The organism is Patiriisocius sp. 208BN25-11 (genome assembly GCF_058147145.1).
Genome location: NZ_JBYVJY010000011.1, coordinates 50,354 through 64,777, shown reverse-complemented (window position 1 = coordinate 64,777; position 14,424 = coordinate 50,354). Strand labels below are relative to the sequence as shown.

Here is a 14,424-nt window from a genome sequence, read left to right as displayed (position 1 = left end):
TTTCTTATTGATTTAGGTAATTTTGAAGCTCTACAATTTTCTCTGGGGTGTTAAATACACCACCATAAAATGAAGTAACCGTTGCAGAGGTATCATCTTTAATTCCTCTGGAAGATACACATAAATGTTTTGCATCTATAATTACTGCAACATCTTCTGTTCCTAATATTTCTTTTAAGTCTTCTCCTATTTGGTTGGTAAGACGCTCTTGCACTTGCGGACGCTTTGCATAGTACTGTACAATTCTATTTAACTTAGACAGACCAATCACTTTCCCTGAAGAAACATAAGCAATATGAGCCTTTCCGATAATAGGTACAAAGTGATGCTCACAATTTGAATAAAAGGTAATGTTCTTTTCAACTAGCATTTGATTGTATTGATATTTGTTATCAAACAATGCAATTTTAGGTTTATTGGCGGGATTTAACCCCGAGAATATTTCTTCGATATACATCTTAGCAACTCGTTTTGGAGTCCCTTTTAGAGAATCGTCTGTGAGGTCTAAGCCTAGTACTTCCATGATTTCTGCAAAAAGTGGTGCAATGCGTTCTTTTTTCTCTTCGTCAGTTAAATCAAAAGCATCATCACGCATGGGGGTTTCTAATCCAGTGAATAAATGATCGTCTCCTACATCTTCAATGCTAAAGTCACGTAGTGTTGCTGTTCCGGTAATGGTTAGGTCTTGTGTATCTATTTTCATAGTAATTTTTATTAGGGAATTAAAAGTAAAAACACAATATGTGTATTTGTTTTTTAAAACCTTGTGTACTCAAAATTACTATTTTGTTTAACTAATTATGTTAAAGAATAAACAAAATTAATAAATAAGTACTGTGTTATCTTCTCAGCTATTGTACATTTACGCATTCGTAATTCTTGGTGTCCTTGTTATAACAAATGGGTACGATATGAATTCACATTTATATAGTAGCAATCAATGTCCAAAGTACCTAAAGAATATAAATTTATAGACCTATCTGATTATGGAAGACCCATTGCTAGGTTGATAGCTGCTTCCCTTAAAGACACCCGTTATACGGCCATTCATGTAACATTATGGTTTGTAGTTTCTGGCATGTTGGGTATTGCTTGTATGCTTTTTGGATATTATTGGGCAGCCGCTTTTTTTCTTATTTTAAAGTCCATTTTAGACGCTGCAGATGGAGAGCTTGCCAGAGTAAAAAACACCCCATCTTACACGGGTAGATATCTTGATTCTGTAGCTGACATCCTTTTAAACTTTTGTATCTTCTTAACACTTTGGCAGATAACCGAAGCTACATTACTGTCTAGTATGCTCGCTTTTTTTGGGATTCAGTTACAAGGAACCTTGTATAATTACTACTATGTAATTTTGAGAAACAAAGTACATGGAGATACTACCAGTAGAGTTTTTGAAAATAAAACACCCATAGCCTTGCCAGGCGAACAACAAAAACATGTTACGCTACTCTTTGCCCTTTATAAAACATTGTATGGTATTTTTGACGCAATTATCTACAAACTAGATGCAAATGCAGCCAAAGGGAAAACTTTACCGAACCTTCTAATGACAGCTATTTCTACCTTCGGACTCGGTTTTCAACTACTTCTCATAAGTGCCATGCTTGTGCTTGGCTACAAAGAATACATCATTGATTTCTTTTTGTGGTATTCTTTGATGATTTTAGTCTTTATAGGCATTAGGAAAGCCTTATAACCTAAAATATCATTTATTTAAAGCGCGTGTAAGACACTCTTTTACGAATATGGATATTCCACATAATTCCGAGCAGTTTCGTATAATTTAATTTTCAGCTCTAAACTATCATCTAATTCTGGTTTAAGCAATTCATATATTACTAAGGCGATGTTTTCAGCGGTTGGATTTAGGTCTTTAAACTCCTCGGTATCAAGATTTAGATTTTTATGATCAAATCGATTTAAAATTTTATCTTTTATAAGATCTGATAAGATTTTAGTATCAATAACATAGCCTGTCTCAGGGTCACACACGCCTATTACTTTAACTTCAAGATCATAATTATGCCCATGGTAATTAGGATTGTTACACTTCCCAAAAACAGCCCGATTCTTTTCATCACTCCAATTTTTGTTGTGCAGTCTATGTGCCGCGTTAAAATGTTCGCAACGTATAATGGCTGTTTTGTTCATGTCGTAATTATTAGTTTCATAAAAATTATGTGGTAAAGGTATTTATTATTATGTTTAACGTACGAAAACAATTGTTAAACATAAATTAAAATGATACTTGATCTATCAACACCATTTTAATTCGTTGTGGTATCGCCTTATGGAAAAACAAGATCTTAAAGTACATATTATTGGTGCTGGAGTAAGTGGCCTAGTGGCAGCTTTAGTTCTAGAAGCGCATGGATTTAGTCCGGTGATACTGGAAGCAACAGATCGCGTTGGAGGTAGAGTAAAAACGACCCTTATGGATGGGTATCAATTAGATCAAGGTTTTCAAGTCTTGTTAACTGAGTATCCTGCAGCAAAAAAATACCTTGATTATGATGCACTAGCACTACAAGCCTTTCTTCCTGGAACAACAATTTTTAAAAATGGAGCAGCAAAAATTATAGGAGACCCTCTCCGGAAACTATCCTTATTGGCACCTACTGTTTTTTCGGGAATTGCTTCTTTCTCAGACAAAATGAAAATCTTAGAATTATCATTGCTCGTAAAGAGAATGAGTATCCAAGAGATTTTCAGAAAAGAAGAAAAGACCACCTATCAATATCTTTTGGATTTTGGATTTTCAGAAAACATCATTACACAATTCTTTAGACCTTTTTTTAGTGGTATTTTTTTAGAAACAGATCTATATACATCTAGTAGAATGTTTGAATTTGTGTACAAAATGTTTGCTAAAGGATTAGCTACCATACCAAAAGATGGGATTGAGGCCATTCCAAAACAATTAAAAGCAAAATTAACCAAAACTACTTTTCATTTTAACAGCCCCGTGGCGACTGTAAAAGAAAACAGTATTACACTTGAAGACAATACTCATTTAGAAAGTGATTACACTATCATAGCTACTACTCCTGGAAATCTTATTCCTGGTTTTAAAAAGGGAGACATACAATGGAAATCGTGTGATACCCTTTATTTTGAAACATCACACAAAGTGATTAAAAAAGCACTTATCGGTCTCATTGCAGACACAGATACATTAATCAATAACATTGTGTACCCAACACAGTTAAAAACAAATTCAAAGGGAGCAAAAGAGTTACTCTCGGTTACTGTCGTAAAAGAACATTCCTTATCAGTAGAATCTTTAACAAAGCAAGTGCAAACAGAACTAGAACGTCACTGTGGCATTAACGACTGCAAGTTTCTTGCACATTTTTATATTCCCAATGCCTTACCCGCCCTACAAGACATACACTACGATATATCCCCTTCTGAAACAAAATTAACTTCTTCGTTATTTCTTGCAGGAGATACGGTATTGAATGGTTCTTTAAATGCAGCAATGATTGCAGGAGAACGTGCTGCGCTTGCTGTGATAGAAAGTCAAAAATAAACTTTTCAATACTTTTTTGCAGGAATAAATCATTTACATAATAAATAGTAAATTAAATATTTACATTTACTTGGTTCACGCTATTTGTGTGAATCCAACATGCACAAAATGAACCTAACTTAAAATATGCATATCGTATGAAATATTTTATAAATACCAGTTGGCAAAACTTTATTATTCCAATAGGAATTATTGTTTTCACAATTTGTACAGCCTATGTTGTTGACCGTATTTTTAAGAAAAAAATAGCACGTATTGGAAAAGATTTACAAAGTGACCCTACAAATTACACATTTCTTCGAAGAGCTATTGTTGTATTAATATACCTAGTAGGGATTGCGCTAGCTATCTATAGTATACCTCAACTTAAGGTTTTTGCACAATCACTTCTTGCTGGTGCGGGAGTTCTTGCTGTGGCTGTTGGATTTGCTTCGCAACAAGCACTCGGAAACATTATAAGTGGTATTTTTATTATAATTTTTAAACCCTTTCGCATTAACGACCGTCTTAGAGTTGGCGATAAATCTGGAGTTGTTGAAGACATCACATTGAGGCATACCGTCATTAGAGATTTTGAAAACAGACGTATTATCATTCCGAACGCAACCATGGGGAGTGAGAGTATTGTGAACTCAGATTTTGGAGATGATAAAATTTGCAAATGGATTGATATTGGGATTGCCTACGATGCCAATGTTACGCTTGCAAAAACTATTATTCAAGAAGAAATTATACATCATCCCTTGTCTATTGATGTACGAAGTCCAGAGGATATCGCTAGTGACCTACCTCAAGCCCCTGTTAGAGTTATTTCATTAGGAGATTTTTCTGTGAACCTAAGAGGTTGGGCTTGGGCGAAAGACAGTCCTGATGCTTTTACTATGGGATGTGATTTATTAGAAAGTATCAAATCTCGATTTGATGAAGAAAACATAGAAATACCTTTTCCTTACCGCACACTTATTCATAAAAATAACCTAGACGCTAACCATGAAGACACCAAGTAAAAAAAAGACTGGATTAGCACCAGGTGCTATCGTTTATACTGGAAATTACACCAATGAAAAAGTTTTTGTTCATTATCTCAAGTACGATACAAAACAATACAATGAAAGCACTCATGACACCCATTCAAAAATAACGTTCAATCCCGCAGAAGAGGAAAACGTTGATTGGTATGATATACGTGGGATGAGTGATATCCAACTCATAGAATCTTTAGGAAGCGCCTTTAACATTCACCCCATTGTTTTAGAAAATGCAGTAGATGTAAATCAAAGAGCCTATTATGATGAGTATGAAAACGGAAATTTTATAACTTTAAAAGCAATTTCTTTTGATGCTACAGAAGGCAAAATCCATAAAGAACATGTAGCGATATATTTCAGAAAAGGAATCATCATTACGTTACAAGAAAAAAATAGTGATTTATTTTCTGCCGTTAGAAATCGTATCAAAAACAGCAACGGAAGAATACGACAAAGAGGAACCGACTATTTGGCCTACGCATTAGCAGATGTAATCGTTGACAATTATTTTGTTGTGCTGGAACAAATAGAGGAAGAAATTGAAATGCTAGAAGAGGCCATTAATCTAGACCAACAAACACAACAAAAATCGAACATCCATAGGCTTAAAAGAGAATTACTGGTCTTAAGAAAATCGATTGCTCCACTACGAGAAGCTATCAATAGATTTTCAAAGTCTGAAAGTCCGCGTATTGAAGAAAAAACAATTGCATATATAAGAAATTTGTACGACCACACCATACAAGTCATGGATGCTTTAGAATCGTATAGAGACATGCTAAATAGTTTACAAGATGTTTTTATTGCAGAAGTGAGTTTTAAAATGAATAAGGTTATGCAACTACTTACGCTCATCTCTGTTATATTTATCCCACTTACTTTTTTAGCAGGTATCTACGGAATGAATTTTGAAAATATACCAGAACTTCATTACAAATATGGATATCACATATTGTTGATTGTAATGTTTGTTATTGCTGTGGCATTATTGATCATATTTAGAAGAAAAAAATGGCTCTAAAATAGAAATGTAATGAATAAACAAGAGATTATTTGGACCTTATATCGAAAACCTAAAACAAAAATGGAGCTTAGGGTATTTCAGACAAAAAATAAATCAAAAAAATTGTATCTTTAAGCATCATATTAATTTAACAAAGAATACAATGGTAAGAGCAAAATACGCAAGCGTTCTTGAGCTTGGTGAAAAACTAAATATCCAAAACGGAGATGTGAAAGAAGAAAATGGAGTACTTCATGTAACAGGTACTGCTGGAACTCCACACGAAAAAAACCTATTATGGGATGCTATTAAAGCTGCTGGTGGTGAAAGCCCTTCAGATATCATGGCAGATATTAAAGTAGCAGACGAATCTGTATACGCACGTCATACAGTGGCTAGCGGAGAGTCTTTAAGCAAGATTGCAAAGCACTACTTTAAAGATCCAATGAAGTACACAGCAATTTTTGAAGCAAACAGAGGGTTATTAGACAACCCAGATGTGATTCACCCAGGACAAGAATTGGTGATTCCAAACATATAAATTTATGTTACAAAACATGACAAAGCTCGATAGGTTTCTATCGAGCTTTTTTTTATTACTGAAATCTTAGTTTATACTTACCATGTTAAAGTTAAAATTCAAAATTTTAAATGTAGAAGTTTGAAATATGAAATACTGCCAGTGAAGCTTACTACAAATTAAATTACATTTGGATTTTGATTCGATCTTCGATAATACACCCCTCTAGCTCACCTCAAGGGGAGAATTCTCAGTTAGAGGCAAAAATCTAAGCAAAAACTTTTCCCATCCCGAAGCTTCGGGACTAAAGGGTGGTTTTTTCTTAATTTAGTGAATTTTCACACCCTTTGCGCCTCCGCTAAAGCTCCTGCGACACGCGGAAGGGCGGGGAAAATGAAAATTCACGACGATAAATTTGTTATTGCCACATTACAGGAATTTGCCCCTCAAGAGGAGAGTCCTTTATTTATAAATGGTTAACACCTATTGAAGTGTTCAAAAACATCTAAGAAATAGTATCTACCTGCTTCCAAAGAAGTATACTACAAACTAACACCTACAAGCCAAAGGCGTCCTACCTCCTACAAGCGAAGCGTCTATGCTAAAGCCCACTAATATAACCCCCATACACATCTTTAAAACGCATACCATCGCTTAGGTTATACTTGCTCAGTTTTTTCATTTCGACCAATGCCCATAGAATAAATTCTTTGAAAAATGGGATGTCGTCATTTGGAGTATCGGGTGCGTATTCATGGATTAGATCGTCTAGTGGTTCTATACGATCTAATTGTAATTGATATTCTTGATCGTCTAAGGTATCTAGTAATTCAAAACTACTTTGCTCAAAAAACCAATTCACGATGCCTTGATACGGATCGTGATCGTCTGCTTTTTGTAGTTTCTCTACCTTTGGAAAATATTGCAAAAATTGCGTCTTCACAGCATCGGCTATCAATTGTTTGGCCACTTCATTGGCACCTTCTTGTTCTCCTTCATAGACCAATTCAACCTTACCTGTGATAGCAGGAATCACACCTAAGAAATCACTTAAACGTACTGCAGTTTCAGGGTTTCCATTTTGCAATCCTCTTCGCTCAGCAGTACTTAATAAGTTTTGAAAGGCAGTAATACTCAAACGGGCACTCACACCACTTTTGGCGTCGATAAATTCACTTTCGCGAGCTTCAAAACTAATTTGCTCTAAGATATCTTTGGCTAATTCGGGTACGTATACATTTTCCTTTTCGGCTGCTGCTTCGGCAGTTTCTTGTGCGGTAATCGTTCTGGCAGTTTCTAGTGTTTCTGGATAGTGTGTTAAAATTTGAGACCCTATTCTATCTTTTAAAGGCGTTACAATACTTCCACGGTTGGTATAATCTTCTGGGTTTGCCGTAAACACAAATTGAATATCTAATGGTAAGCGCAAAGCAAAACCTCTAATTTGCACATCACCTTCTTGCAAAATATTAAATAAGGCTACCTGAATTCTAGCTTGTAAATCTGGTAACTCATTAATCACAAAAATGCATCTGTTGGCTCTTGGGATCATTCCAAAATGAATCACTCTATCATCAGCATAACTCAATTTCAAATTGGCAGCTTTAATAGGATCGACATCACCAATAATATCGGCAACAGTCACATCTGGGGTGGCTAATTTTTCAGAAAAACGCATGTCCCTGTGCAACCAAGAAATAGGAGTATCATCACCTTTCTCTTCCATAAGGTTTTGAGCATAACGAGAAATGGGCTTAAATGGATCGTCATTAATTTCACTTCCTTCTACTACCGGAATGTACTCATCTAATAAGGTGACCATCTGGCGAGCCAGTCGCGTTTTTGCTTGTCCGCGTAATCCTAATAAATTGATATTGTGCTTTGACAAAATCGCGCGTTCTAATTCTGGAATTACCGTGTACTCATAGCCATGAATGCCTTCAAAAACTGTTTCCTTTTGCATTAGTTTTTGCAATAGATTTCTACGTAATTCTTCTTTAACGCTTTTGTATTGGTAGCCGGCTTTTTTTAGTTGACCAAGTGTTTTAATTTCTTTTATATCCATAATATTTCTTGAATTCTCAAGTATCTAGTTAATGTAAAGGAATATTATGATAAACATCCCCCTAGCCCCCTTCAAAGGGGGAATTCAATTAAATTTCAACAAATCTTAATTATCGTAACTTCCGTTTTCTATTATTCTCATAATCTGTAAAAATCATTTCTCCGAGTCCTTGTAATCCTGTGTAAAACGCTTTTCCTTGATTGGCTTCTGTAAAGTGATCTACAAACTGTTGTAAGTAGGGATCACTTGCAATCATAAAGGTGGTGATAGGAATGTGCAATTTTCTTGCTTGCGCAGCCATCATGTAACATTTGTTTACAATATACTCATCCAGACCATTGCTGTTTTTATAATAACGTCCATCGGGAAGTCTCAAGCAACTTGGTTTCCCATCGGTAATCATAAAAATTTGTTTATTGGTATTTCTCTTACGTCGAAGCATGTCCATTGCCAATTGCAAGCCCGCCACTGTGTTAGTATGATAAGGCCCTACGTTTAAATAAGGTAAATCTTTAATTTTAATAGGCCAAGCATCGTTTCCAAAGACCAATATATCTAAGGTATCTTTTGGGTAGCGCGTGGTGATTAATTCGCTTAATGCCATCGCCACTTTTTTAGCGGGAGTAATTCTATCTTCACCATATAAAATCATAGAGTGACTAATATCGATCATTAACACTGTACTCATTTGAGATTTGTACATGGACTCTTCTACCACAAGGTCATTTTCCGTCAAGCGGAAATCTCCTATACCATTATTAATTTGAGCATTTTTGATACTTTCGGTCATAGAAATCTGGTCCATGGCATCGCCAAATTGGTAGTTCCGAAAATCACCCGATTGCTCATCGCCACTCCCCACATATTTGGTTTTATGGTTCCCTTGTCCCGATCTTTTAATCTTTCCGAAGATTTGCTCCAAAGCACGTTTCCGAAGCGAACGTTCTAACTTTTCTGTTATAGAAAGTTTGCCATCACCATCTCCTTTTCCTCCAGTTCCATCCTGACGAAACTCCTCTCGTATAAATCCGCGGTCTTTTAGTTCTTGTATAAAATCGTCGATGGTATAGTCGTCTGTAGTCAACTCATATTCTTGATCCAATTGTCGTAACCAATCAATCGCTTCATCAAAATCGCCAGAAGTATGGGTAATCAATTCTTGAAACACCTCAAACAAACGATCGAATATGGATTGTTCTTTTGGGGTATGCTTGGTAAATATAAATCCAGATTTTTTGTTCGGAAATGTTAGATCTTCAGAAGCCTTTTTCATACCCCTAAAATTACGGCTAAAAAAATTAAAATTTCTAAGACTATTGTTAAACAAAAGTTAGAAATGCAAATACTTTTCATTCATCTAAAAAAATACCCACTAGTAGGTATTTCTCATTAATAAAAAAATAAAGAAATTGCCTGAGTAATTAATTTAAAGCTATTTAATGATGAAAAATTATAAAAACGTATTTTTTATTCTACTTATAACACTCTTATTAATTTCTTGTTCAAATGAGGATGAAGGTGCTGTAATTGGAAATGAACCACCAGAAAATAATTTAGTAGACGCAAACTTTAATGGTTTAATTGATGTTAATTTTATTGAGCAGCTCAATGCAATACGATTTGATTTGAATGGTGATGGACTTGTAGATAATTCTATAAATGAGCAACAATTTTTAGAAGCTTTTCCAACAATTAATGATGTTAACAATTCAAACACCCCAGGTAATTACGGAGGCTACGAACTCATGCGTGATCTAGATTTTAATGACCCTATAAGTTATAAAAGCGGAATTGTTAATACCGCTTTTACTACAAATAGTGGGTGGCCAAGCATTGGAGGACCAGATGAAGACAATGACCTTTTCATCTCAACATTTGATGGTAATAACTTCAAGATAACCAACCTATTTGGAGGAGGTCTATTTGAATATCTAGGTGAATTTGTAGCGCTAATAAATATTAGCTTAGTGAATGTTAATATTACAGATACAGAAAGTGGTGCGCTGTTTGAAACTTCATTTGGTGATAATATTTTAATTCAAAATTGCAATGTAACGGGAGGAATAGTAAGAGGAAATGGAGGAATTGGAGGGCAAATGTTACCTGCACCGCCAGCCGTAGACCCAAATATAAATCCATTCGTAACAGGCTGTTATACAACATGTGACGTAATCTCTACTAACGAAAATCCTATAGGTGGAATAATAGGCACTAGTGCTGGACGTATTTCCAGTTCTTATTCAACTGGAGATATTACTAGTACAGGAACTAATGCCGTCGCCGGAGGTATCGTTGGTAAAATACAAGACCGAGAATACGGAAATATGAATTTCATCACAACGCAAGGTGTTTCTGTTTGTTTTGCAACAGGAACTATAAGTGGCAGAGGTGCTGGGGGTATTGTTGGTAGATTTGAAGGAGAGGATGCTATTTCTAATTGTTATTTTTCAGGTATCGTGCAGCCAGGACCAAATACTAACGTAAACAATTCTATTGCAGGAACAATTGTAGGTTTAATAGATGAGGCTGGAGGAACTATAGCTGAGGGTACAGTAAAATACTGTTACACTACAGGTAAAAATTTAACAAACCAAAATAGTGATTCGGTTTTAGTTGGTGGCTATTTTACACCTAATCCAGACGTAATTGATAGTTATTATGATACACAAACTACCGGAACTGTATTTAATCAAGGTAATAGTGTAGGTTTAACTACACAACAACTACAAAATCCTACTAACAACACAGGTATTTATGAAAATTGGAGTCCAGTATGGGATTATGGGACATCTAATGAATACCCAGGATTAATTATAAATAATGGTGAAGTTTTTAGACCTCAATAAAAATATTATCAAATATAATTCTCGTTACTTGGTAAAGTAGCAACATTTTAAGACCTATTAAATTCTGTGAAAGTCCAGAATTTGATAGGTTTTTTTTAGTGTGTAAACTTTAAGGCTTTTTTAAGAATCTCAATCTTACTTTGCCATTTAGGACACTTATATTTAAGGTTTATTTTTTGACCAAAAAACTACCATGAAAAAAACACTACTCTTGATGCTACTTTGCATCGCTACAACGCTAACAGCACAAGAACTCACAACCGACCTTTTACAAGATATGCAACCGAGAAACATTGGCCCAGGCGGAATGTCTGGACGTGTTACATCTATCGATGTGGTTACATCAAACCCCGATGTGATGTATGTTGGAACTGCATCTGGCGGATTGTGGAAATCGATTAGCGGCGGGATTACTTGGGAACCCATTTTTGACAATGAAAAAACAGCATCTATTGGTGCGGTGGCAATACAGCAATCTAATCCATCGGTGATTTGGGTAGGAACTGGAGAAGGAAATCCGCGTAATAGTTTAAATGGTGGTTATGGTGTTTACAAATCTTTGGATGGCGGTAGAAACTGGATTGCTATGGGACTCGAAAACACACGCCATATCCACAAAATAATTATTGATCCAACCAATCCAGATGTGGTGTATGTAGGCGCTATTGGTTCTCCTTGGGGAATTCATGAAGAGCGCGGAGTGTATAAAACCACCAATGGTGGTGAAACATGGGAACGCATCTTATTTCAAAACAGAAAAACGGGAGTGGCAGATATGGTAATGGACCCCACAAACCCAAACAAATTAGTAGTAGCCATGTGGGAACACAAACGTGATCCTTGGTTTTTTAAATCGGGTGGCGAAGGTTCTGGAATTTTTATCACACACGATGGTGGAAAAACTTGGGAAGAACGGACCGATAAAGACGGACTCCCTAAAGGAGAGTTAGGACGTATTGGACTAGCCATTGCTCCAAACAAACCAAACATAGTGTACGCATTGGTTGAAGCTAAAAAAAATGCGCTCTACAAAAGTTTTGATGGTGGTTTTACATGGAAAAAAACAAACGATAAACGTGATATTGGAAACAGACCTTTTTACTACAGTGATATTTTTGTAGATCCACAAAACGAGAATAGAGTATACTCTGTATTTACCTACGTAAATGTAAGCGAAGATGGCGGTAAAAACTTTAGTCAGTTAATGCCAGCTTATGGTGTTGATAATGGCGTACACCCAGATCATCATGCTTGGTGGATTCATCCTACCAACGGAAATTTTATGATTGATGGTAATGATGGCGGTATGAACATTACCCGTGATGGCGGAAAAACGTGGCGCTTTATTGGGAACTTACCTGTAGCACAGTTCTACCACATTAATGTAGATAACGAATTTCCATACAACGTATATGGTGGTATGCAAGACAATGGTAGCTGGAGAGGTCCAGCCTACGTTTGGAAAGATCAAGGCATTCGCAACAGCTATTGGCAAGAAATTAGTTTTGGTGATGGATTTGATGTAGTACCCGATAGAGACGACAGCCGTTATGGTTGGAGTATGAGCCAACAAGGATTTGTGAGTCGCTACGATCACATTACGGGAAACAATTATACAGTAAAACCAACACATCCAGATCCAGACATGAAACTACGTTTTAACTGGAACAGTGCTATTAACATTGATCCGTTTGATAATAGCACGATTTATTTTGGGAGCCAGTTTGTACACAAATCAACCGACAAAGGTTTGACATGGAACATCATTTCTCCAGATCTTACTACCAATGATCCATCCAAACAAAAACAAGGAGAAAGCGGCGGATTAACCATGGATGCTACAGGAGCAGAGAACCACACCACTATTTTGGTGATAGAACCTTCACCAGTAGAAAAAGATGTACTCTATGTTGGTACAGATGACGGTCGTGTGCATGTCAGTAAAAACGGCGGACAAACCTGGGATGAAATCTCTAGACTTTCTGGATTGCCAGAAGGAAGCTGGATCACACAAATTAAAGCCAGCAACAAAACCAAAGGAGAAGCATTGTTGGTAGCCAATAATTACAGACGTTTTGACTACAAACCTTATGCGTATCGTACCACAGATTACGGACGCTCTTGGAGTAGAATTGTAAACGAAAAAGACACAGAGAGTTACGCTCTTTGTATTGTAGAAGACACTCAAGAAAAGAACCTTCTGTTTTTAGGAACAGACGACGGTCTCTACTACTCTACCAACGCAGGATTTACCTGGACCAAATGGACACATGGTTTCCCTACAGTTTCTGTAAAAGATTTAGTAATTCAAGAACGTGAAAACGATTTGGTGATTGGTACTTTTGGACGCGCTGCATGGGTATTGGACGATATTAGTCCGTTACGCGCTATCGCCAAAGACAAAAGATTACTTCAAGAAAAGTTAAAAGTCTTTTCGCCACCAACCGCATATCAAGCATCCTACCAACAACCTACTGGAAGCAGGTTTGGAGCCGATGCAATTTACAATGGTGAGAACAGAGCGTACGGAGCACATATTAGTTATTGGTTCAAAGCACCACAAAAAACAAACGACACTAAGAAAGAGGAAAAGGAAGACAAAAAAGAAGACGAGGATGAAGAAAATGATAGTGCTTCTGAAATTTTAAAGCCATCAAAAGATTCTATTTACATGACCATTTATGATGGCGACAGATTGATTAGAAGTCTGAAAAAAAAGGTGCCAGATAGTTCGGGAATTTACAAATGGACTTGGTATATGAATGAAGCTGGAGGAGATAGACCTTCGCGTACCATTAGAAAAAGAAAAAATGAGCCAGGTGGAACATCGGTAAAACCAGGCACTTATAAAGTAGTACTTTCTAATGATGGCGTCACTACAGAAACTATGATTACAGTTGCAAGTGACCCAAGACTAAATATCTCTCAAAAAGCCATTGACGAAGGCTATGCTACTTCCAAAAAGCTACAAGAAATGACGCAGTTAGCTGCAGACGCGGTAAAGCAATTGGTAGAAAGTAAAAACACGGCTTCAGATTTCAGTAAAAAACTAAAAGAGGAAGACAAAAAGATGCATAAAGATGCTATCAAATCGAGTGCTAAAATTTCCGAAGCTATAGAAGAACTCATCGCCTTATACATAGGCAAAGAAGACAAACGCCAAGGAATTACTAGAAATCCAGAGGTTACCGTAATGAATAGAATTGGTACTGCAAACTGGTACGGCGGTAGCAGACCAAACGGGATGACGCAAACCGAAGATATCTTATTACAACAAGCTAAAGACGAACTTCAGGAAGCACTACAAAAAACCAATGCGTTTTTTAACAAAGACTGGACTGCGTATCAAGAAGAAATGAATGCAGTAACCACTAAATTGTTTAGAGAAACAAAGACGTTCATTATGAATTAAGTAGCAACAACT

11 protein-coding genes are annotated in these 14,424 nt (G+C 36.3%); 7 read left to right on the top strand and 4 right to left on the bottom strand.

From position 1 onward, the window contains the following. Nucleotides 1-4 precede the first annotated feature (4 nt). Nucleotides 5-703: a GTP cyclohydrolase I FolE gene (gene folE, locus ACY2RS_RS12375; RefSeq protein ID WP_490098974.1), complete on the bottom strand. Its 699-nt coding sequence runs from the start codon at nt 701-703 to the stop codon at nt 5-7. Between the two features lie 237 nt (nt 704-940). Here folE and ACY2RS_RS12370 point away from each other — a divergent pair, with 237 nt between their 5' ends. Beyond that, complete coding sequence (locus ACY2RS_RS12370) at nt 941-1,702, top strand: CDP-alcohol phosphatidyltransferase family protein (RefSeq protein ID WP_490098973.1); 762 nt, start codon at nt 941-943, stop codon at nt 1,700-1,702. Between the two features lie 41 nt (nt 1,703-1,743). On the opposite strand, the gene ACY2RS_RS12365 is transcribed toward ACY2RS_RS12370, so the two are convergent. After that, a complete protein-coding gene (locus tag ACY2RS_RS12365) occupies nt 1,744-2,157 on the bottom strand; it encodes a 6-pyruvoyl trahydropterin synthase family protein (RefSeq protein WP_490098972.1) in 414 nt (137 codons plus the stop codon). Nucleotides 2,158-2,296: 139 nt separating this feature from the next. Between ACY2RS_RS12365 and ACY2RS_RS12360 the strand changes: the two genes are divergently transcribed. The 4 genes from ACY2RS_RS12360 (at nt 2,297) to ACY2RS_RS12345 (ending at nt 6,110) form a co-directional block, all read left to right on the top strand. Further along, complete coding sequence (locus ACY2RS_RS12360) at nt 2,297-3,538, top strand: NAD(P)/FAD-dependent oxidoreductase (protein WP_490098971.1); 1,242 nt, start codon at nt 2,297-2,299, stop codon at nt 3,536-3,538. Nucleotides 3,539-3,675: 137 nt separating this feature from the next. Further along, nucleotides 3,676-4,545: a mechanosensitive ion channel family protein gene (locus tag ACY2RS_RS12355; protein ID WP_490098970.1), complete on the top strand. Its 870-nt coding sequence runs from the start codon at nt 3,676-3,678 to the stop codon at nt 4,543-4,545. Then, entirely contained in the window at nt 4,529-5,587 is a 1,059-nt protein-coding gene (gene corA, locus ACY2RS_RS12350; protein WP_490098969.1) for a magnesium/cobalt transporter CorA, read from the top strand. The genes ACY2RS_RS12355 and corA overlap by 17 nt, the downstream gene beginning before the upstream one ends. 145 nt (nt 5,588-5,732) lie before the next feature. Continuing rightward, a complete protein-coding gene (locus tag ACY2RS_RS12345; RefSeq protein ID WP_490098968.1) occupies nt 5,733-6,110 on the top strand; it encodes a LysM peptidoglycan-binding domain-containing protein in 378 nt (125 codons plus the stop codon). A 580-nt stretch (nt 6,111-6,690) separates the two neighbouring features. On the opposite strand, the gene ACY2RS_RS12340 is transcribed toward ACY2RS_RS12345, so the two are convergent. Together ACY2RS_RS12340 and ACY2RS_RS12335 are read right to left on the bottom strand one after the other, a co-directional pair. Next, on the bottom strand, nt 6,691-8,154 hold the full coding sequence (locus ACY2RS_RS12340) for a magnesium chelatase (RefSeq protein ID WP_490098967.1): 1,464 nt from the start codon (nt 8,152-8,154) through the stop codon (nt 6,691-6,693). Nucleotides 8,155-8,263: 109 nt separating this feature from the next. Continuing rightward, nucleotides 8,264-9,427 carry a vWA domain-containing protein gene (locus ACY2RS_RS12335; RefSeq protein WP_490098966.1) on the bottom strand — a complete coding sequence of 388 codons (1,164 nt, stop codon included), beginning with the start codon at nt 9,425-9,427 and terminating at the stop codon, nt 8,264-8,266. Nucleotides 9,428-9,596: 169 nt separating this feature from the next. Between ACY2RS_RS12335 and ACY2RS_RS12330 the strand changes: the two genes are divergently transcribed. Together ACY2RS_RS12330 and ACY2RS_RS12325 are read left to right on the top strand one after the other, a co-directional pair. Further along, nucleotides 9,597-11,000, top strand: coding sequence for a hypothetical protein (locus tag ACY2RS_RS12330; RefSeq protein ID WP_490098965.1), 1,404 nt, complete (start codon nt 9,597-9,599; stop codon nt 10,998-11,000). Between the two features lie 193 nt (nt 11,001-11,193). Next, complete coding sequence (locus ACY2RS_RS12325) at nt 11,194-14,412, top strand: WD40/YVTN/BNR-like repeat-containing protein (RefSeq protein WP_490098964.1); 3,219 nt, start codon at nt 11,194-11,196, stop codon at nt 14,410-14,412. Nucleotides 14,413-14,424: the final 12 nt, after the last annotated feature.